This is a genomic window from Oceanobacillus neutriphilus (assembly GCF_014645515.1).
Taxonomy (GTDB): domain Bacteria; phylum Bacillota; class Bacilli; order Bacillales; family Amphibacillaceae; genus Oceanobacillus; species Oceanobacillus neutriphilus.
Map to the genome: position 1 here is coordinate 297,704 of NZ_BMLW01000005.1, position 22,452 is coordinate 320,155.

General features: G+C 32.4%; 21 protein-coding genes. 7 read left to right on the forward strand and 14 right to left on the reverse strand.

The features are described from left to right. Positions 1–32: 32 nt before the first annotated feature. From IEX29_RS10470 to IEX29_RS10495, 6 genes are all read right to left on the reverse strand, one after another. Positions 33–818: an RpnC/YadD family protein gene (locus tag IEX29_RS10470; RefSeq protein WP_188734393.1), complete on the reverse strand. Its 786-nt coding sequence runs from the start codon at positions 816–818 to the stop codon at positions 33–35. Positions 819–1,273: 455 nt separating this feature from the next. Further along, a complete protein-coding gene (locus IEX29_RS10475; protein ID WP_204799045.1) occupies positions 1,274–1,717 on the reverse strand; it encodes a GNAT family N-acetyltransferase in 444 nt (147 codons plus the stop codon). A 247-nt stretch (positions 1,718–1,964) separates the two neighbouring features. Beyond that, positions 1,965–2,129 carry a hypothetical protein gene (locus IEX29_RS10480; RefSeq protein WP_188734395.1) on the reverse strand — a complete coding sequence of 55 codons (165 nt, stop codon included), beginning with the start codon at positions 2,127–2,129 and terminating at the stop codon, positions 1,965–1,967. A gap of 337 nt (positions 2,130–2,466) precedes the next feature. Beyond that, complete coding sequence (locus IEX29_RS10485; RefSeq protein ID WP_188734396.1) at positions 2,467–3,003, reverse strand: GNAT family N-acetyltransferase; 537 nt, start codon at positions 3,001–3,003, stop codon at positions 2,467–2,469. Between the two features lie 144 nt (positions 3,004–3,147). Then, positions 3,148–3,474: a hypothetical protein gene (locus tag IEX29_RS10490; protein ID WP_188734397.1), complete on the reverse strand. Its 327-nt coding sequence runs from the start codon at positions 3,472–3,474 to the stop codon at positions 3,148–3,150. Beyond that, complete coding sequence (locus IEX29_RS10495) at positions 3,474–5,342, reverse strand: DEAD/DEAH box helicase (RefSeq protein WP_188734398.1); 1,869 nt, start codon at positions 5,340–5,342, stop codon at positions 3,474–3,476. Before IEX29_RS10495 ends, IEX29_RS10490 begins: the two co-directional genes overlap by 1 nt. Positions 5,343–5,909: 567 nt before the next feature. On the opposite strand from IEX29_RS10495, the gene IEX29_RS10500 reads away from it, so the two are divergent. From IEX29_RS10500 to IEX29_RS10525, 6 genes are all read left to right on the forward strand, one after another. Next, on the forward strand, positions 5,910–6,113 hold the full coding sequence (locus IEX29_RS10500; RefSeq protein ID WP_188734399.1) for a helix-turn-helix transcriptional regulator: 204 nt from the start codon (positions 5,910–5,912) through the stop codon (positions 6,111–6,113). A 4-nt stretch (positions 6,114–6,117) separates the two neighbouring features. Continuing rightward, positions 6,118–6,399 (forward strand): hypothetical protein, encoded by a 282-nt coding sequence (locus IEX29_RS10505; RefSeq protein ID WP_188734400.1) that lies wholly within the window; start codon positions 6,118–6,120, stop codon positions 6,397–6,399. A gap of 735 nt (positions 6,400–7,134) precedes the next feature. Then, a complete protein-coding gene (locus IEX29_RS10510; protein WP_188734401.1) occupies positions 7,135–7,869 on the forward strand; it encodes a response regulator transcription factor in 735 nt (244 codons plus the stop codon). Continuing rightward, entirely contained in the window at positions 7,869–9,182 is a 1,314-nt protein-coding gene (locus IEX29_RS10515; protein WP_188734402.1) for a sensor histidine kinase, read from the forward strand. Before IEX29_RS10510 ends, IEX29_RS10515 begins: the two co-directional genes overlap by 1 nt. A gap of 205 nt (positions 9,183–9,387) precedes the next feature. After that, a complete protein-coding gene (gene ccsB / locus IEX29_RS10520) occupies positions 9,388–10,581 on the forward strand; it encodes a c-type cytochrome biogenesis protein CcsB (RefSeq protein ID WP_188734403.1) in 1,194 nt (397 codons plus the stop codon). Positions 10,582–10,759: 178 nt separating this feature from the next. Next, on the forward strand, positions 10,760–11,050 hold the full coding sequence (locus IEX29_RS10525) for a hypothetical protein (RefSeq protein WP_188734404.1): 291 nt from the start codon (positions 10,760–10,762) through the stop codon (positions 11,048–11,050). A 220-nt stretch (positions 11,051–11,270) separates the two neighbouring features. Here IEX29_RS10525 and IEX29_RS10530 read toward each other — a convergent pair whose 3' ends face one another. Next, positions 11,271–12,155 carry an alpha/beta hydrolase gene (locus IEX29_RS10530; RefSeq protein WP_229720171.1) on the reverse strand — a complete coding sequence of 295 codons (885 nt, stop codon included), beginning with the start codon at positions 12,153–12,155 and terminating at the stop codon, positions 11,271–11,273. 183 nt (positions 12,156–12,338) lie between these two features. Between IEX29_RS10530 and IEX29_RS10535 the strand changes: the two genes are divergently transcribed. After that, the gene (locus tag IEX29_RS10535) at positions 12,339–12,854 is read left to right on the forward strand and encodes a TetR/AcrR family transcriptional regulator (RefSeq protein WP_188734406.1); all 516 of its coding nucleotides are present in this window, start codon (positions 12,339–12,341) and stop codon (positions 12,852–12,854) included. Between the two features lie 475 nt (positions 12,855–13,329). Here the strand turns inward: IEX29_RS10535 and IEX29_RS27005 are convergent, their stop codons facing one another. The 7 genes from IEX29_RS27005 to IEX29_RS10565 all read right to left on the reverse strand — a co-directional run bounded on the left by IEX29_RS27005 (position 13,330) and on the right by IEX29_RS10565 (position 22,322). Next, positions 13,330–13,464, reverse strand: a complete 135-nt coding sequence (locus IEX29_RS27005; RefSeq protein ID WP_268239039.1) for a hypothetical protein — start codon at positions 13,462–13,464, stop codon at positions 13,330–13,332. 296 nt (positions 13,465–13,760) lie between these two features. Further along, positions 13,761–15,170 (reverse strand): hypothetical protein, encoded by a 1,410-nt coding sequence (locus tag IEX29_RS10540; RefSeq protein WP_188734407.1) that lies wholly within the window; start codon positions 15,168–15,170, stop codon positions 13,761–13,763. A gap of 488 nt (positions 15,171–15,658) precedes the next feature. After that, positions 15,659–17,992 (reverse strand): zinc-ribbon domain-containing protein, encoded by a 2,334-nt coding sequence (locus IEX29_RS10545; protein WP_188734408.1) that lies wholly within the window; start codon positions 17,990–17,992, stop codon positions 15,659–15,661. Positions 17,993–18,386: 394 nt separating this feature from the next. Further along, on the reverse strand, positions 18,387–18,920 hold the full coding sequence (locus tag IEX29_RS10550) for a GNAT family N-acetyltransferase (protein ID WP_188734409.1): 534 nt from the start codon (positions 18,918–18,920) through the stop codon (positions 18,387–18,389). A gap of 285 nt (positions 18,921–19,205) precedes the next feature. Continuing rightward, positions 19,206–20,384, reverse strand: coding sequence for an MDR family MFS transporter (locus IEX29_RS10555; protein ID WP_188734410.1), 1,179 nt, complete (start codon positions 20,382–20,384; stop codon positions 19,206–19,208). Positions 20,385–20,777: 393 nt separating this feature from the next. After that, complete coding sequence (locus tag IEX29_RS10560; RefSeq protein WP_188734411.1) at positions 20,778–21,947, reverse strand: MFS transporter; 1,170 nt, start codon at positions 21,945–21,947, stop codon at positions 20,778–20,780. Beyond that, a complete protein-coding gene (locus IEX29_RS10565) occupies positions 21,948–22,322 on the reverse strand; it encodes a MerR family transcriptional regulator (RefSeq protein ID WP_188734412.1) in 375 nt (124 codons plus the stop codon). It abuts the gene before it with no gap. Positions 22,323–22,452 lie beyond the last annotated feature (130 nt).

Below are 22,452 nucleotides of genomic sequence, written 5' to 3' on the forward strand. Positions count from 1 at the left end.
CAATATCCCCTTTTTCATTCCATTATTTTTGGTTATTCTGAAGTAAGTTTTTTAATATCTTCTTTACTTAGTTCGGTGATTTCCGCTATTTGGTCAATCGGCATTTCTCTTGCTAACAATTTCAAAACTATTTCTTGTTTTCCTTTTTCTATTCCCTCTTCGATTCCTTCTTTTTTCCCTTCTTGTATCCCTTCCTCTTTCCCTCTCTCATAATAAGAATTCGGCAGCTGCATCACCATGTCTTTTTCCACCTCTGGCAGATTCTCCATTTGGTCCATCATTTGTGCCTCCTCTTCCTTGTTTAATTTTAAATAGGTTTCGAAATATCCGTAAAGAAACTCCATTTTGGCCGGATCGATTTTCATCCGGGTAACCATACGCAGAAATTCCATCTTCACCTGAACCCGTTCATGCTCTTCATACCCCATCTGACTGAGCAATGCTGCTGCAGCCGGGTTGTCTGATTCAATATATTCTCTCCAGTTTTTCTGGATCAGATGTAATTGTAAAAAGTTAAATTGAAGTACTTCTTGGGTGGGTGTATCGATTTTGAATTGAGTCGGTTCATCTTTTTTCCTATTATAACTCAAAACAGCGATAGGTTGAATTGGTATGCGGTGTTTGGCGTAAAGATAACTGAAGTAAAGAAACATTCTTTCAGGGAAATCCGCTTCATGAGTTGATTGGGCTTCGGTGTGGATATGCAGGATTTTGTCCTGGTGGTTTAGCTTTACTTCTGCGAGAACGTCAATTTCTTTCTTGCGGCCTTTGATGTAGTCCGGAAATATACTGATAAATTCTAAGTGTATTGAATACATCGTAATCCATTTATATCAACGTTTCGGGGATTGTTATATGGATAAAAGTGTATGAAAAAGGATTAAAAATGACATTACTTGAACCAATTTGAACCAAAATGATAGATGTTAGTTGAATACAAATCTAATTACTATATTATTTCTGACCATAACTTTAACATTAGCTTTAATAGTGCATTTCATTCTAAATTAATACCTATGTGATATTTCTCTTACCATGGCAAATCAATAAACTTATACGATTAATGTAAAATATACACTTATAGAAAATCAATTGAAAATAAGCGAAATATATAACCATGAAGTCGCCACTGTTTCGTCACTGAAAATGGAGAACAGTTACATACTACTAGAAAAAACACTTGGATATACACCCAAGCGTTTTCGCTACCTATGTCCCTCAAATTTTCAACAATCGCGCCCCGTTTATGGGAATGGGTTCCATTTCCATATGCTCAGACATATTTTTCTGGTATGTACAACCGCATATAAAGATAACCATTCTCCATATCGTCTGTTATTTCAAAGCCTATGTTGCTCCAAAATTTTTGTGCAGTTTTATTTTCTGGTTTAACCGGTAAGGAAATCCTTCTTGCATTATATTCTTTACACAAATAATCAATACAAAGCTTAGCCGCTACTGAACCATAGCCTCTTTTTTGAAAACGGCTATCTATCATAAAATTTATGATTTGGGGGTTGTTATTGCCAATATACATTAAAACATAGCCCACCATCATATTATCGGCATAAATTGCAAAGGGGCGTGCACCATCATAAAGCACCCAAGCTTCGGCTAAAGACCACGCTACAGCGTCTACGAAGTCCTCATCGATCGCAGTTGCATGCAAATTTAAACATTCTTCATAATTATCCTCATTAATTGTTCTTAACTCCACCAAAAAATATCACCTTCCAAACATAGTTAAGGATGTTTAATGTAAATAATTCAACTTTTGAAAAGTGGAATTAGCAAATAAATCTTAATACAACCTGAAAATCCTAGAACTTAATGCTCCAATTGATGTTGAATCAGTTCTCCTTGATAATAGTCATTCATATAGTCGCATTGCACCACTTTATTATTATAGATATACTTCTTGTTCAATAAAGTGAAACTTCATTCAATGGAAGTCTTACAGACAGTTACACTGCGGGGAAGGTCACTTTGGAGAAATCAATGTAGGGGTGAAGATTGGGGAAAAACGCTTCGATGAACTCTTCGAAAAACTCTTTTATCAGCTTTTTCGTCAGCCGATCATGTTTCATGTAGTCTGCTTCTTCTTCTAAAATTACTGGTACAGTGAACAATAGAACACTTCCTTTCTTTGAATTATTTTTATTTTACCAATACTTCTACAAAAAATCCACTACAATAAATGAAATCATATAATTAATTAGAAGAGGCTGTTGCACTTTCAGTTACCTGATTGTGCAACAGCCCTTTTTTTGCCTTTTTATTCAGCAAGACACCCTTTTCTATTGTTTTAGTCGTGTAAAACGATTAACTATTTGAATAGAATGATGATATTGCTTGACTGATTTAATCCGATTTGAAACGAAAACCAACACACTTATTTACAATCCAGTCGTCTGTTGGAAAACTGCAATGCGGAAAATACTCATATAGGTCCTGACTCGAAATCCCTTACTGTATGTAATTCTTTTTCAAAATTCCATACACTTCTACATCTTCATAGCTCCCCCATCTGAGAACATCTTCCTTTAAAGTTCCTTCATAGGTTAAACCAATTTTTTGCATTACTTTTGCCGATGCGATATTTTTCTTCATAACTGGAGCCCATATCCGGTTAAGGTCTAATTCATTGAATCCAAATGCTAGCATAGCTTTTGCCATTTCTGTCGCAAATCCTTTTCCCCAATAGTCCTTCCCTATCCAATAAGCCAATTCACCTTTATTATGTATTTTATCAATTCGGATTGTCATGGTTCCTATCAATTGATTTTCATTTTTTAACACTACCGCAAGCGGATAAACATCTCCATTCTTAATAAGTTCAGAGTGGCTGTTTATCCATTCTTCCACTTTCTCCGCTGTATATGGGTAAGGAATAAAAGTTGTTTCTGCAATTGCTTTATCATCAGCTAAATTCTGGACTGCCGATATATCAGCGACGTTATAAGGTCTCATAAATAATCTTTCTGTCTCTATTCGTTGTAACATACTCTATTCCCTTTCTTTCAAAAAGAATTCATTTTAAGTATTCTTCAAAATGAATTCTTTAGTGAAAAATTAGTATAATTTTTATATCCGTTACTTTAAATTGCACTTATTTATCGAAGGCAATATGCGCTTAATAGCTCTTAATTAAACGGCTTGAACTCCAATATTCATATACTTTTTTATTTCCTTATATTTACGTTTTATTTCTTTATCTCTATCATATATAAAATCCGTTTTACCATTTACATCACCTATCAATGTAAGTAATTTTTTCTCTTTGTCAAATTGATATTTATATTCCGCAGTTAAATCATTATCAATCATGCAAGTAGTTGTCACTAATAAACCAACATTGTTTGACTCAAAGTTTACTGATGTATAATTTGGCAAGATAACATTGTTAATTAACTCTTCCGGACTAACTTTGGGAGAATATACTTCATCGTATAACCTTTCAATCATTTTATTCATTACTTTTCCTCCTTATTACTATCAACTATCTTACGAATGTATATATCAAGTGATTTGGCTAATTCAACTGCTTCTTCATATTGAACTAATGTCCATTGATCTCGCGGAACTTTCAATTCATTCTTTAAGTATGCATTAAAATAAGTTCCCAGCAAGGCTCCGTTTGTTTTAGCATGACTATAAATCCAGCCGTAAGATTTTCTCGGTAAAATAGTTTTTTCCCTTACTAACTCGTCACCTTCTACATCTAAATTATAATCAGCCACGAACTCAGGAATCAGCTCTTCACGAATAAGTATATCTAAATCTTTTCTTCTTTGAAAGTAATATTTATCTGGACGAAGTAATCTTTCCGAATCAGTGCTTTTTTTAGATTGTCTAATAAAATCTTTGGCTTTACTTTCATCTATTCCTAATAATTGTTGGAGCTCACGGATTTTTTGGTTTTCTTCCTCTAACTTTTCTTTGCGTTTTCGTATTAACTCCGTTTCTACGAAAGTGTCCTTTTCGATTCTAAAATCCTCTGATTCATTGGCAGTTCCTTTAGTTAAATCCTTTGAACCATTTTCGCTTAAATCTAAGTTTCTGTCTTCCTTAATTTTCTTTATAGCATCGCGCTTAACTTTTTCTTTTTTATAAAAATCCCATAATGGTTCGAGACCTAATTCTTTATGGTGTATTAATACAGCTGTATTGTCCTCTTCCGTAAATGTACCATCTTCTGATTCAATTGACCTTAATGTGCGACCAATAAATTGAGCATAAGGAAGTAATGTTTTAAATGGACGAAATATTGCAGCTATTGATAAAAATTTATGGTCATAGCCTTCACCAAGCATAGCAACGTTTATAACTACATCAACTTCATTATCATTTATCTTTTTAAGTTCTTTCTCTTGCTCATACTTTTCAAGTTTACTATGGACAATTGATGATTCATACCCTTTTTCCTTATAAAGTTTTTTTATATTTTCAGCATGATCAATACTACATGCGACAGCTATAATCTTATGTGGGTTATTTGTTAACTCTTTTTTCTCTTCCAAATTCTTAATTGAAAGATTAATTATTTTTTTATTGCTTTCTCTAGATAAAGCAACTGATCGTTGAATCCAATTTTCTTCCTTAATATTATTTTCTCTTAATTCACTAAGTGTATAAACCCTATCCGGATTGTTATCAAGGGTGAAAAACATTTGATCAGGTATGTGATCAATTTTTTCCAAACTTTTCACATACCCTTTTGCCATAGCTTGAGCCAAACTATATTTATATACTTCTTTTCCTTCAATATTTCTACCATCACTTCTAAACGGCGTACCCGTCACCTTTAATATTTTACTATTGCTAAAGTATTCTATTGCCCTTTTCCATGTTTTTGCTTCAGCATGATGCGCCTCATCAATTATTATCATATCAAAAAAGTCGGGGCCAACTCTTCTTATTAATGAAGAATCTAGACGCTCTTGTAATTTATGTACATTTAGCACCACTATATCAGCTTGATGAATTATTTCATCTGTCAATGATTTTTCATATTCTATTAAAGATGGTAAATGATGAAGTTCTTCAAGTACTTTTGAAAATATCCAGAAGTTTTTTGGGTTAGTTGGGTCTAATGACCCTAAAACTGAATCTCTTATTACTGTTTGTGGAGTAATAATTAAAACTCTTCCTTTTGCAATTTTAAATGGGGATATCCCCATTAAACCAGTCTTTCCGGTTCCTGTTGGCAGTGTCACTAATGCATGTTCCTTGCTTTTTTTATTTACAAAATGATCATATATTGCTCTGTATGCGTCTTCTTGAGGCTCTCGTAAGAAACTATTACTTATAATATTAGCAGGTGCATCTACAAAATAGCTCATTTCTAAACCGCCCTTCAAAAATAAAATATTCTAATTTATTATATCAAATATACCACTACTAAAGTACTGATATAATAAATTTTATTATTTATTTATCTTCTTTTAACTTTTTCATATGAATTAGTAGAATGAATTATGTTTCTACACGATTTCCTTTGCTATGTGTGCCCTGGCTCTCAATATAAATAGTTATTTCTCATAAAGAAGTCCACTAATATTCATGTCGAGTCTACTGGATTTTGCAATGAATACATAACTTTTTTCATCAAATCTTCCTTCCAGGTAAAATATATCATTTAATACCGTATATTGAAATAGAAGGCTCTAGAGTCTATTTTCCCATAAGTTATAGAACTTTTTTTTGCTGGTAATTCCCTGTGGACATAATCAACTCGTGTATAGATAGGAAATTACTAAATACAAATTTTAGATTTGCACCTTTAAATTACATGTATAAAGAGGTCAAGTAACGACAAAACCATATTATTGGTAAAATGATAAAAATACTTTACATTTTGATAAGAATTTTTTACAATGTGCGAAAGAGTATTAAGGAGGTAACCAAAAGTGCTAAAGAATCGCATAGTTGTTTTTAGGGCTGAAAAAGGTTGGACACAGCAAAATCTGGCAGATCAAGTAAATGTCAGCCGGCAAACGATAGCTAACATTGAAAAAGGTAAATATACTCCTTCAGTTACTCTAGCTTTTAAAATTGCCTATTCATTCAACGTAGAAATCACAGAAGTCTTTTCATATTCAGAAGAGGAGTGAAAAAATGAATTATCTATTACTTATTCCATTAGGATTGGTACTTGTTGCTTTTATTTATATTTTTAATTTCGGAGGCAGCCGTGAAGGGCGCGATGAAAGAGGATATGTCATTCGACTGCAGATGACAAGCGTTATGTACGCAGTACTTTTTCTTGGCATAGTCATTATTACTACATTAAATAGTAAAGAATTGATTACCAGCAAATTAGCATTAGATATTATTTTCTGGTTAGCACTTCTTAATAGTCTCATAGGAGCTATCTTCTTATATTTCAAGAAAAAATAAGAATAAAGAAACTGGTATAAAAACAGAATTGCAAAATGTTAATACATCGTTTTGCAACGAAAAATACATAGGTAATTTTGTTATTTGACATGGAGCCTCGTAGGTATGAGTCAAGAGCCATGGAGCCAGATAACACAATAAATCTGGCTCTTCTGCAGAAGGATTTCATGCTCACCTCTCCACATCAAATAGTAGTGATTCTTTACAATGCTATGAATTTAATCTTGCAAAGTTGTGTATTTTTATTTTGCATTACACAGTTGCATTCCACTTCCAGGTAAATCTTCCTTAGCTTCATTATTAGTTCATTTTGTGTTTACTCCCTCCTGCCACCATTAACGCAAACCTATATCAATTTCTGCTTCCTCTCCCTTATTTTTTAAATTTCCCCCTAATTCTCGAGCCTCCTTCAGAGCAGTTTTCTAACTTTTTAATATTAATCTATTATTATAGAATGAGTTTCATAATTACCCTTATCCTGTTAGAATTTTTTATTCGACTGTTCCTCCAACCATTTAGCTCTTGAAAATTAGACCCAAATTCCTAATCCTCCTAAAATTATTGCAGGCACTAATATAATCCCTCATAGGAACCCCTTTCTTTCTTATTTAAAATGAAAATCATTACATTCTTCTGACTCCAAAGCACCGAATCCAAGTTTAAAATATTTATCGTTCACCAAAAGTACGTAATCATGCTATGCTATTTACAGATTGATTTGAAATGAGTGATTGTATGAGTATTTTCATATTGGAAGATGATGTGATTCAAGCGCAGCATTTAAAAGAATTAGTCGAAGCAATTTGTAAAAAGTATAATCTGCCGTATAATTTTATTGAAGTAACTAGTAAAAGCACACAAATAATAAAAAAGATTCCATTGACTACATATACACCAATCTATTTTTTAGATATTGAAATTAAAAATGAAGAGCGGAAGGGGCTACAAGTTGCTCAGGAGATCCGTAAATATGATAGGGATGGCATCATTGTGTTTGTGACAACGTATTCTAAGTTTGCACCAATCTCCTATCAATATATGGTTTCGGCATTAACATTCATTGATAAATCTCTATCCTGCGATGAACGTTATAATATGTTTGAACAATGCCTGCTCCATTATCAAACACGGAATACAGATTGCGTTTCTAATGATAATTTTATCGTTGAAAATGCTAATGCTACTGTCAAGGTACCATTTGAAACGATAGAGTACATCAAAACGGATGAGCCGCATCGATTAGTCTTAGTAACAGCAGATCGATTAATTCATTTTTATGGTACATTAAAAGAAATGGAAGAATTGGATGAGCGCCTGCTTCGCTGCCATCAATCCTTTGTTGTGAATACAATGCAGATATTTTCCTACGATACAGCAGAAAGGATGATTGTTTTAAAAAACACGAAACAAATTCCTGTATCACGACGTTTACATAAAAAAGTTCGTCAGCGGTTGAAAGGTGAATTGTAATGTTTGTTTATGATGTCATTGCAATTATACTCATTGGTATTAGTCATGTTATATTTTATTTTGAGTTAATTCGCTACAATCGCTTACCTTACATAATGGTAATCACTTTAAGCTTTATTTTTACAATTTTGCTCGGTGTTGTTGTTGCAGTAACCGGGTATCCTGAGTTTAACGTTATTATGCTATTATTATTTTTACTGTGCTTAGGCTTGATGCAGGTCAAATTAACTTTTATGCAAAACCTTTACTTTGCATTAGTCAGCATGGTCAGTATCACGCTGGTGAAAATAGTGCTGATAGAATTTGTTATGCACTTGTTTATGTGGACTTCATTTAATATATATACCTGGACTGTTAGTATCGTTCATCTTATTATTTCTATCATTATCCTGATTACTTTAGGGATGCTGCGTAATAAAGTGCAAAAACTAGCCCAATTTATTATAAAAAGCCCAATTTACTACATAAGTTATCCAATGCTTGCTGCAGGTCTCATTGCGGCGTTAATTCTGACAACACCAGCTACTGAACTTTTAGCCGCTTTGCATAAACCGTATGGCCAAATGGGTTACAGCGCTCTCTTCATTTTATTTTTTATATTGCTGATAATTGTTATAATTGGCTCTCATTTAACAAAAGAAAGAATGCTGAAAGAACAACAGAACCATTTGGATAATGAATTATTAGATCATTTAGCTAAGTTGGAAGTTATGCATGACGACCTAGCAGCTTTCCGTCATGATTATATGAATATATTATTAACGTTAGATGAAGGAGTGCGGACTAGAAATCTGGCACAGATTGAACACATCTATCATGAAATTATCGCACCTACCTCTGAGCTTATCAATAATCGAAATCTGGATATTGCCAAGTTATCGCACATCAAAGTACCTGGGGTAAAAAGCGTTTTGGGAGTTAAATTAATTTCCGCCCAGCAGCAAAACATACAAGTGATGATTGATATACCCCAACAAATTAAAGGAATTGCTATACCCGTTGTTGATTTTATCCGAATCATTTCCATCCTATTAGATAATGGCATAGAAGAAGCGATGCAAAGTAAAGAAAAAATATTACAGATTGCGTTCTTTGAATTGGATGAGAGACAATATTTTATTGTGAGTAATAGTTATAAGCAGCAAATGATTGACTTAGAGAATTTATACGAAAAACACTATTCTACTAAAGACGGTGATCGCGGATATGGATTGTATTCGTTAAAGTTGATGGTGGATAAAACAAGTAATGCAACATTGGAAACCTTGAAAACTCCTTATTTTACACAAACTTTAATTTTAAAAAAGCAATGACAGAATCTTGTCATTGTTTTTTTATGGCCAGTTATGCCGAAATACAAACCGAATAGGAAAGATACCTATAATTAATATTGACAGTATTATACAATGCAACTAAGACAATCTTACAAGTGCTTTCTCTGGTTTTAAGTTATGTATATCTGTATACCGCTGTAAGCACGTAGGATAAATAACAGCATAAACACATAGGAGCGTTCACATGTATTTTGATTCTTTAACAAGTTTAAGCAGTACAGCACTTTATATTTCTTTTCTAATATACTTGGTTGCAATTATTCCTTTAGGACTATCTGTGAAATCTAAAGGAAAAGCGTTCTCAATAATAGGTATCGCATTAACCTGGGTAGGATTTATTTTACAACTCTTATATTTTGTCACAAGATGGTATGTATCCGGACATGCTCCTGTCAGTAATCTATATGAATTCATGACATTTTTTGGAATCATGCTGGTAGGCAGCTTTCTTATTATCTATCATATATTTCGTCAAAGTGTCATTGGTCTTTTTGCTCTGCCAATAGCACTTCTTATTCTTGGATTTGCAAATGCATTTTCAAAGGACATATCACCCCTTGTTCCATCATTACAAAGCGGGTGGTTACAAATTCATGTAACAACAGTAGCTTTTTCCAGTGCCATTTTATCCATAGCTTTTATTACAGGAATTATATTCTTGTTAAAAACAATCCATCCTGAAGAGAAAAGTAATAAACCATTCTTTTTAGAGCTCGTTATGTATTTCCTGGTAATCGTATTTGCTTTCATTTCAGTAACAAGTACCTTTAGTATGATTGGCTATAATAAAAATATCGCATTTGAAAATTATAATTTGGAAACAGAAGTTTATCAATATAAAATGCCGGCCATCGTTGTCCCTAAAGACTCTATTGTTGTGTCGGACGATTATAAGGAACAGTTTGCAAACCAAAATAATGGAATACTCGAAATACCTAATTCCATCGATTCAAAAAAATTAAATTCCCTTATATGGTCATTCTTAGCTGGAAGCCTTCTCTATATACTAATCAGGCTGTTTACTAGACGTAAAATCATTTCCCTGCTTAAACCACTCACCCAAAAGGTAAATGCGACAACAATGGATGAAGTTACTTACCGTGCAATAATTATTGGATTTCCATTATTCGCACTCGGCGGACTAATATTTGGATCAATATGGGCACAAATGGCTTGGGGCAGATTTTGGGGTTGGGATCCAAAAGAAGTTTGGTCACTTATCACCTTTTTATTTTATGCTGTATTGCTGCATCTCCGCATTGGAGGAGGTTTGAGAGGAGAAAAAACAGCATGGATGGCAATCATCGGTTTTAGTATTATTGTTTTTAATCAGGTATTTGTCAATTTGGTTATTGCCGGACTACATTCCTATGCTTGATTGCTTTAGTAGTTTAAATGTATTTTAAGAATGGGAAGATTACCAGTAAAAATTTATTATCTTAGCGTTTATTAAACCACTAACTTCTTGACATTCACATAGCGTCTATAATCCTAAACACCTGCATACTATCGGTAATGTATAATTATAACTCATGTAGAAAGTTAGGAGGAAAAACATGTTATTTGCATCGTCATCGACTGTAACTTCTAATGAAATTCTTATATTTATTTCATTATTTATCATCTTAATAGTTTCTTGCTTTTTAGCTTTTGCTATATTAACTTCACTTTTTATAAATGACAGAAAAAAAGCATATTATTTTATTGTATACATGGCATTTGGCGTTATATTTTCATTAATAGCATCTTTCCGTTATCATGCTGCCATTGGAATTATTACTTTAGCAGTGTACATTATTTTTATTCTTGCATTTTATTTATGGACCAAACGCAAAAATAGTAAATAGTAATAAACTAAGTTAAAATCTCAACGTCTGTTTGCATTAAAATGGTGTATTTCTACACAGATGTACCTGCTAAACTAAATTTGTTTAGCAGGTTCTATGATGGCTTAAATAAGGTTTATTTTAATATCTATTTCTTTTTTATAATTGGTTTTTTATTATTTCTTACAATACTTCAGCCGCCTTCAGTATAGAATAAGACAAGTGTTGTTTGTATAAAGAACTATAGTATTTTCATCTCTCCGTTATTTGAAAAAGTCGAGAAATCCAAAGAATTTACTATTGAATTAAAGATATCAGACCTTGTCCATTGAGGAAAATGAGCCGTATTTCTTATAGTAAAATAGATTTTTGGAGATTTGATTTTTTGATAAAAATGATAGACTAACTCATTGGAAGCATGATAATCATATTCCCCTTCGATAAAGGCAATAGGAACTTTAAAATCTTCGTGATCTGAAAAGTCAATTTGAGATACTTCATGCCATAGTTTAACGATAGATTGCTTTGAACCCTTCAATCGTTTTATGCAATCTAATAATGAATAATTTTTGGAAGTGATAAAGTACGGATATAACGATAAATACGAGCTTTTTCCGTAAAGAGAAACTTTTTGTTTGATTAACTGACTCATAAAAAACATTAAATCAGAATACCAGCTTTCCTGGTTGAATGTAGTGTTTAAAGACGAAATTTTATTTTTAAGCCTAAGATTATCAGTATGATCTTCCAAGTATTCTCTACTTTTATCAAACATTTTTTGTGAACAAATAACCTGGCCAACTCCAATATAAAATTGGATCAAGTCTGGATATTGAATAATAAATTTCATTCCAATAATGCTCCCCCAAGAATGCCCCAGTAAACATACTTTCTCTTTCTTGAATTCGACCAGCATTTTTTCAATTAAGACTTTCAAATCAACTACAAAACGATCTATAGTAAGTTTCTCATTTTCTTTAAACTTATAGTATGATTTTCCAGCACCTCTTTGCTCCCAAATAATAAAAGTATATTTCTTGGATAAATCTGAATTAAAATGCTCAGCAAGAGGTAAAGTAGCATCTCCGGGACCTCCATGTATATAAATCAAAATCGGATTATCCAAATTGTTACTAAGTATATGAACATACTGGTTTGTTCTATTTATAGTATACCATTTCCCATAATTATACATTATGTTCCCTACCTCCATTGACACAGTTGTGTCATATAGATATAGTTTATATGGAAAACAATTCATATTCAATAAACCGAAACAGATTAATGGAATGTGTGTCAAGGAGGATGTATGGGTAAAAACGAAGATATAATAGCTGGTCTATTTTCCGTAATGGAAACGTATGATTTTTCACTAATTACTGTTACTCAAATAGCTCAAGAGGCTGGAGTAGGAAGAAAAACTTTTTATAGATATTTTAAAAATAAAGAAGAAGTACTTGAAAAGTCTGTAGAATTACTATTCTTAGAGTATTCTTCATCCCAAGACAACTATTTTGCTTCAAATTATGAAGAACTAATTTATAATCATTTTTTATTTTGGGTAAATCATCTACCCCATCTTAAGGTTATCTATAAAAATGGGCTAATGTTATATCTTTTTAAACAATATCAAAAATACGTTCCTAAACTTAACGACTATTATTTAAGTAATATAGAGATTAATCATAGCACTGCCATTTATGCGAATGCGTTTACCACTGGTATATTTTGGTCCATGCTTTACACTTGGTTAGAGAACGGGGCTAAAGAAACTCCGGAAGAATTAGCAGCTATCTGTATGGATTTTTTACAGAACAAAGTATAGAAAGTTTGAAAAACTATAGAAAAGTATATCAGGAATTATTCCTACAGAGTGAATTAATTTTAAAGAAGCACACAAACCGGGGATTAGATTCTTCTTTTCATAATATCACTATTGTTTCCTTTCAAAATTCACTGATTTTCGCCCCTCTATTATCTTTAGGTAATCTCATCATAAGCCTTGGCACCGTGTCAAGGGCGATCACTTTTACTTTTGCAATTCTTTATGTATTTGCAGCTCATTGGTAAAGCTCATCATAACCTAAGCTATTTAACAATTTAATACCAACTGACTTCTTAAATTCTTTATACAGGGACTTTTAACTGTTTCACTGCTCTTTCAGGTATCCAATTTTGCTTTTTCTATCAGTTATAACAAAAATAATATATTCTTTTTTTTGCAAAACTCTCGACCCCCGCCTCTTTTTGTTCTTAGATATCTTTCTAAACCACTATTTTCAGACATTAACTCTGTTGTGCTAATAACTTCTTTCTTTTTCTTTAAATATAAGCTTAAGAACCTCAACTGCTCTCCTATCCGTCCAATTATTCTTTCCAATTCTAAACAGATAGCCAATATCACTATCCGAAACAGAAGATTGAAAGACTACCAAATTCTCTCTCCTCCTCTATATTTATAGATTGTGGTTGCAGTCAATATACTATGCTCTTCATACAATTTTATAAGTTCTTCTATACATTTTTCTTTGTTCCATTTAGTTATCTTTGATTCCATAAGCTGACACTCCATAATTATAATGAACATAATATATCATAAAAAAGATTACCATTGATAAACTTTGTAGGTGTAACTGAATACATTTTGTCTTAATTTAATTTTATACATTAAAACTTATTCATCAATTCTTAAGACTGCTAAATTCTTGAAAGTCAGAGTTGTAATAAACATTTAATATTTACATTCCCTAGCATCGTTATAAACACCTTGTTTAATCCAAAAATACAACCATTTAACTTCAATCTCATAAAAATCAAAATACCGTACTATATCTTTTATATTGGAATAATCATACCAAGCATATTTATGAACAAGTTTCACATTCCTTCTTGAAATGCTAGATAACTGCTCATTTTGCGAATCGCTCAACAATACTGAGGCTAAAAACAACATTTCACTATTTTCCTCATTTATAGGCACTTCAATAAACGTTTTTGCTAGTGCCCTTTCTAATTGTATTAACCTATACTTATCTCTATTTTCAACATAGTAATCTACTAACGATTTCACAGTAATATTTTTATAAGTACCATCTATTAAATCGGAACCGGTTATTTTTTTGTGATTATTGGTATTTTCAATAAAATCCATAAGTACATCATCTGAAGGTGGTAATGTATTATGTACGAGTTCCCAATCCTCTTTCCAAGAGTCTAAACCAAAATGCACAGCAATCGCTCTGGCAGTCAATATCTGAATTTGATAAATAACCGTTTGTGATTCACTATTTAAGATGTTGAAAAAGGGAGAGAGTTTCCAAATTAACTTTTCTTTATAAGATACGCGACCGTGAGCTATAGAATTACGTATTTTAACGAACTTATTCACTAAGGAATAAGTTCGTTCATCTAATATTGAATGCCTTTTCAAAAAATAATTAATCTTTGTAGTGATTGAGGCCTCATCACTAATTAGTACATCTTTTAAGGTTTTCAACTTAGCATTAATTGTATTCTCTTTGATATTACCACTTTGATTTAGTGTCTCTGAGGCAAAAACAGTTAAAAAGCGCTTTATCTCTTCATTAGCTGCTTTTTTAAAATCATTATAGTAGTAGCCTGCGAGTAATTCCAGTATATGAAAATGTGTTAGAATTGCTTCGTCATGATAAGTGTTTACTTCACTTTCTCCAACCATATAAAGTGCTTTTCTCCATCTATCTAATAAAGTAATAATTAATGTTTTAAAGTGTTTTTCCTCTAATTTCTCAAGTAACAATATTAAGTCATCAGAATAATCTGATTCCCCTAACGATAAAATAGTAGTATTTATGCTTTTAGAAGGATTAATTCCAGCTTCCACCTTTTGAGTTTTGCTTTCTTTCACTTCGTATATTGTAAATAGTTGTCCGGTAAAATAAGACAATACACCTTGAATAACTAGTAAATCTGGTCTAGCATAACGTTTTATTTCCCATGAACTATCTATGCTATCGACCGTTTTAATACACTCAACAATTAATCGGTTGTCTTCCGTATAAACAGTTGTATCATTAAATTTAAATTCAACAATAAAATCATCAAGATTTGGTAAACAATACACATCCTTGTAAGAGATAACACTTTTCATCTTTTTGTCCATTCTATACACCGCCTTCTTCTAATTAATAATGTTTAAGAAATTATTTTTATATTAGATTAGTTTTAGCCAACTAAAGTATGCTTGTTAATTTTTTTGAACAATTCTTCAGGAGCAGTAGACTCCATAAAGTTTCCTTTAAATTCACGAAATGTTGCTTCTTCTACAAGTACTGCTTTAAATCCCTCTATTACAGCATCTAAGTCATCAGCTCCTCATTCTTGACCTTGCGCTCGATGGTGAATAATAACGGAAGATCCATGAGTAACTACTTTCCTGGTTATGGTATATCCTATACCTGCCTGTCTACTAACTTCTGTAACCAAGACTTTTCATCTTTTTAATGGATATTGTTCCCTTGTCAATTCGCTCATAATTTCCCTCCTTCTAAAATATATCTTATAAAGGATTTTATTTTTTAGAGATTCATCTACAACACTTTGAAAACTTTTTGAAATACTCTCTCTCTCTTTAGTTGAATAAGTTTTATTCTAATTGTCTTTACAAAATGGACAAATATATTTTCTTTTTGTAACACTATCGATTCGATTTTCCCATTCATGATGGCAATAAGGACATCTCCAAAATCTTTTTTTTCCAGATCCAACTAATACATCATCAGGTGTATCTTTGTTTATTTCAAAATCCCAATATTTTATAAGATCAGGTCTTACGTTTTGAAGTAATTTTTCAGGTCCTTGTTTTTTGCCAGAACAATAGGGACAACCATTTTTATTTGGGCCAATTCTATTATAAATAGTGCTATCCCATACATGTTCAGGATTTTTTTTACACTTCCAAGCAAACTTTTTGTGACTTCCCATTTTAATAAGTCTTAAATTAATGTTTTTATTTTTCTTGTAGTCCCATTCCTGAAATATCTCGGCGTGTTGAAGTAATAATTTTTTATTTTTGTTCCTTAAATTAAATTCACTGCACTTCATACATATAACTTTAATACCAGGAGATTGTATCCATCGATGATTTTTTTTACATTTCCAGTGTAGTTTAAGAGTAGAATGAATTCCTATATCCTCAGGATTATAAACATTTGATTCAATATCCCAATAGTGCATTAAATGTCGATCATTCGAAATTGGATTTTTTATAGTTATTTTCGAGTAACACCTTGGACAATCTTTAAATCGTTTCGTTCTTTTATTAATTTGTCTGTACCATTCATGTCCTTTGTTACATTTCCACCAAACATGTTCCTTGCTACTGCATAATAACGTATCAATTATTAAGTGACTATTTTTGTCATAATCCCATTCATTACAAAATATCGGATAATTTTTCAATAGTTCATTTGGATCTCCATCACAGGGGATTCTAGGTTCAATACTTTTATATTCACAATCAGGACATTTATAAGAGATTCTTTTTTCAATATAATCGATTCTTTCTTGCCATCTGTGATTACATTTTTCACACCTCCAAAATACTCTTGATTCAGATTTTGCAGTGAATTCATAAGGACCTTTTTTATTTAATTCAAAGTCCCAATATTGAAATATCCAGGGGCGTTTAGTCCCCAATGAATTTTCTATACTAACTTTTCGACCGATACAATATGGGCACCCTTCGTGTTTACTTGCTAATCTCACCCTTATTCCACTTTTAAAAGAGTGTCCCTTAGAACATTTCCACCAGGCTTCTTTAGGTGAACTAGGAACAACTTCAAAAGGATACATTTTCTCATCATTATTTTTGTCATAATCCCAAAACCTGAGCATTTCCGGATTTAAACTTTCTAATGAATTCGTTTCATTCACATAGAGATTTCGGCAATATGGACATCCATAACTTAGTCTTGTTCGGGTATAAATAACAGCTTTCCATTCATGTCCGCATTTACCAAGCCACCATATTTTTTCTTTTGAATTGAAAGAAAAATATTCTGGTCTTAATTTTCCATTCTTCTCAGGGTGCCATTGCAATGCAATTTCAGGTGACCTTTGTAAAACACTATTTTTTGCTTTAACACGATGATACATTTCTAAAATCTGTACCCGATTTTTAGCAACGTCAACTTCAAATGAATAATTAATTTTTAAAAGTACCATCAATTTTTTTATCATTTGAGACCTATTGTCGTCATTTATTCTTCTTCCTTTTTCAATAATTAGTTCATCTTTGTTATTTTCAGTTAAAGGCAGTAATTCTCCTTCACGTATGTTAATAATTCTGATCCCTGCATTCTGAAAGACCGTTCGTTTTTTTAAATCCTTATCCAATTTATTTTTATGAGTTCTTCCACCATCATATTCTATAGCTATATTTAAGTCTTCTATAAAAATATCAGCCTCATATGTTTCCCTATCAAATTGTAGTTTCTTTCTATTTTTGACATTTGGAAATATTTTTTGAAGGTAATATAAGATACATTGTTCTGAAAAAGAAGTATTCGTTCTCTTAAAACATTCAGGACATCCAACACCTCTTTTAGTACGTGGATTTATAATTGCCTTCCATTCGTGTCCATATTTACATATCCACCATACTTTTTTGCAAGAACCATTTGTAAAGTCATTAGGTGTCAAACCTTTATTTTTTTCATAGTTCCATTCAACTGCAATGTGTGGTGATAGCGTAGCTAATGAATTTCCTTCATACACTTTAGAATTCGAACAATACGGGCAGCCACTATTATTCCTAATTCTATTATGACATGTAGCCTCATAAGATAGATGACCTTTATTACAAATCCACCACACTTTCTTATCGGACCCTATTGTAAGAGTTTCAAGTAAATCCATTTTGTTTTTTTTATAATCATATTCATTTAATAGTCCAGGACAATATTCTTTTAACAATTCACTCATATCTATCGCTCCTACATATTTGATCAATATCAATAATTTCTTCTACATAGTGAGAAATAATTAGATTCTTGCCTTCCTAATGTATGATTTTAATTTTTTTAGAATTTGGCATCAGTTACTTTCCTAACTTCATTTAAGCAATATTATTAACTCCTAACGAAAATAAGAGCAGTTTTATATCCTAAGGGAGTGAGGGATTAAAATACTCCGCAAAATACAAAAATAAAATAACTAATTATAAGAAAATTGAAATTTTTTAATATTTTTCAAAGAAATTTCCACAAAAAAAGAGCAGAAAACCGGCACCCCTTTTCTCTGGTTCTACGTTTATTTAAAACACAATTTATAAAAAATCCTTTATTACAGAAGCACTCTGCTTTAGATTAAGAAGTCATTATCTATCACTTTGAAGCAACGAATAAACATATGTATCATACGCCTTTCCATTTTGATACATATACTTTCTTAAAATGCCTTCTTTTTGAAATCCAACTTTGTAGAGTAAATTGCTAGAAGCCTCATTATCTTTAAAAACAACAGCCCCTATGCGAGTAAGTCCTAAGTCATCAAAACCGTACTGTATTACCTCTAATACTGCCTCAGCGGTATAACCTAATCTCCAATATTCAGGATGGATTTCATACCCTATTTCTGCTCGTTTATGTTTAGGTGACAAAGCGTTAAAACCAATGGTTCCAATGATTCCTTGCGTTCCTTTTCTTTCAATTCCCCAACGTATCCCTTTTTTCTCCTTATAACTTTTTGCAAAAAAATCTACAAATCCTTCAGCTTGTTCGATGCTTTTTAAAGTTTCTTGACCATAATACCTTGTTACATTTTCATTGGAAAAACAAGCAAATATGCCTTTTGCATCTTCCTTCGATATTTCCCTTAAAATTAATCTATCTGTCTCTAATATTGGAAACATATTTTCCCTCATTTCTTTGTAAATTATCATATGTTGTGCCATAGACTTAGTAGTTTTAACCGCTAACACCCCATCAGTGCGGTCTTTACAGCCAAGTTGAAAGTCCTTCGTTTAATTTAAACAAAGGACTCATCATTCCTATTTATTTACTATAATCAATGTCTAAGCTTATTGAAACAGGCATCATTGACCTTGTACTATTTGATAAAATGTACTGCTTCATAATAATTTAATTAATTTGTAGTCGTTCCTAGCACATTATATTTCTCTCTATATAACAATCACTTACCGAATATTTTTCAATAATTTCAATTGCATAAATCCAGATACAAACAATAGTGCTGCAAAAAAACCGAACATCACAGAACCATTAAATGATGATAATAATACTCCTCCAATAAAAGGACCGAATGCTTCAGACACTCTCCAATGCAGTCCGAATATGGAGAAATATCTTCCTCTCATATCGCCTGGTGCCCAGGTCGAGATGAATTTATTTAAGTGCACCGTATATATTGAGCTGGCTACAACCATGATTAAACGTATAGCAATTAGAAATCCATAGTCTATGAAGAGTGCATATCCAATAGCTGCAATCATAGCAAGCATATATCCAATAAAAATCATTTTCCTTGGATCTTTTCTCTCAATAATAGCTGCAATCCATATTTGAATAACTGCTGCAGCAATAGCTCCTATTGATAATAAAGACGAGTATACCCATTCATAATTTTCTATTTTCCCCTGTAAATATAGAGGGAACGTTGACCAGTCCTGGGCAGATAATAAAGAAGTAGGTATAACCAATAAAGTTAAATATATTAGATTTCTATGCTTCTTTAATGAAATTTTGAATAAATGTTTATTGCCTAATTCCTGCTCTTCAGTACTATTTTGTACAGTTTCAGGGATTTTCCACCATACTAATAAAAAGTAAAGTGCAGTAACACAAGCAAAAAATAAAAATACAAATGCAGGATTTTGTTTAAAGGCAATAACCCCTAACAATGGCCCGATTGCTACCCCTACTGATGCTGCCGAACCAATCATTGCATAAACTTTTGCCCTAATATCTACAGAGACACTATCTGCAATTTGAGCATCAGCTGCCGGGAAGAAAATATACGAACCGGCTCCTAATATCGTTATCAGGACCGCAAATAATAATAACGAGTCAACAAATGCGAATGAAATTAAACAAATTGTTTGAATAGCTAAAGATAGCATCATAATGGATTTTCTGCCAAAACGGTCCGATAAGCCGCCTAAGAGTAAATTTATGATAAATCCAGCAATGGACTCCAAACCAATAACAGCAGTAATTAACGGTACGGAGGCATCAAATTTCTGTGTCATATATAACACAAGAAAAGGATACATCATAAATTGAGCAACTTTTGTTAAAAAAGTTCCTGCGACCCTAACCCATATTGCACTATCATACTTTTTTAAAGCATTCATCATCCTTCTTTCCTCCTGAGCTATTACAGAAGGATTCAACTAACTTGATAAATATTAAGCCTTCTGTTTTGATAGATTTTAGTTAAATAAACAACTAAAAAACCCTCAAAACAGTGAAAGGTATACCTAATTGAAAACCGCCCTTTCCTGTAATGAAAGTAAATTAGCATGGGTTTTCAGTTGGTATGTTATCATGATTGCATTTCCCCTTTCCAAATTTTGAATATAAATTAATTTTATCACATTTCACGCAGAGAATAATGATTTTTTAGAAAATTAGTAAATTTAATTTTACATACTGATAAAAATGTTATCGATTGAAAGAATAAGCAGCTGCCTAATTGCGACCGTAGGATTAGGTCAAAAATTTATAAAGTAATGAAAGAAACGCTTTATTCAAAACAAATTACTCTCTTTTTTCCCAACAGACTTATTAATCAAAGCAAAGAGCAGCAAAGCGATAAGTACCAATACCCCACTTCCAGCCCCTACATAATTTACAGAACTAATACTAATAACACCACCGCCTATAAAAGCGCCCAATCCAATACCCATATAAAGGGCAGATGCACTAAATGATAAAACCATTTGTGCTGATTTTGGATTCAATGCTATAAGAAAGGTATTAAGAGCGGGATTCATCCCAAAGCCTGGAATGCCCCATAAAACAGCAACAATGGATACCATCATAATTGTAAATGTTGAAGAATTTAATAAGGATAATAATGAGAAAGAAGCTAATAATACTGCAAATCCTCCAAGAGCCAGCATTAATGTCTTCGAAGCACCAATTCGATCTGTAAAATACCCGCCTATCAGATTTCCAAAGAGTGCCCCGATACCGAATAACATTAGAAAAATACTGATATTCTCCATGCTGGTAATCCCAGTAATGATAGGAGCTATATAGGTATAGGTCATAAAGCCTCCAGTAGTACCAATTATATTTACAAGCAGGGTTAACAAAATAATCCTATTAAACCCTTTTAATCTTTCCCGGATAGTCATCTCAGCTTCCCTTTTTATTTCAGGTAAAAATAGGAATACACCTATAACTGTAATAAACGAGATAACAGATACAAAAATAAAAGAATAGCGCCACGTGGCCGCATTGCCAATCCAAGTTCCAATTGGTGCTCCTAAAACTAAACCTATCGTTATACCAGCTAATATAAACGACAATGCCTTCCCTTTCATTTTTTCAGATACTAAACTGGCTGAAGCGGTCATTGCTAAAGGAGTAAATATTGCTGCTGCCAACGCAGCTAGTATTCTAGTGATAAAGAGCATTTCAAAAGATGTCACAATTGCAGAGAGTGCATTTGCAACCGCAAATACCAGCATAGAAATAGCCAAGAGTCCTTTTAAAGGAAAATTCATGGTTAAGGTTCCAAAAAGCGGTGCCCCGATAGCATACGCAATAGCAAAAGCTGTGACTAACTGCCCCGCTGCAGCAATCGTAACATTCATATCATTAGAGATATGTGGTAATAAACCAGCAATAACAAAATCATCCGTCCCTATAATAAATGTCCCAAGTACAAGTATAAGAAGCCGATAATTCACTTAATCCCCACTTTCCTCTTTTTTCATTTCCCAATACTTCATAAGTTTTTCTAAATGTATTTCAATTTCTTGCAGATTATTAATCTGTTCACGGACATTTATTAATCTTTCCGAATAGAGATCTATTGCGTCTTGAGCACACTCCTTATTTTCAGCAAACTGAAAATCACCACATGATAAAACCTGGTATATCTCCTCTGTATTCATCCCCAGTTTTAAAAATAATTGTACAGCTTTTACAGTTTCAATATCCGACTCCTCATACTCCCGATATCCATTTTCCTGCCGGGGAGGACGAATTAGATTCTTTTTTTCGTAATAGCGTAATGATCGAATACTTACTCCTGTTTCCTTTGACAATTCACCGATTTTCATTTCTTATCCCCTCTCTTTTTCTTAAGTAATCTCATCATAATCCCTGACACCGTGTCAGGGTCAATTACTTTTACTGTAGTAATTCTTTATGTAATGAAAAAGCCTTGCTGTTTTTTGACAGCAGGCTTAT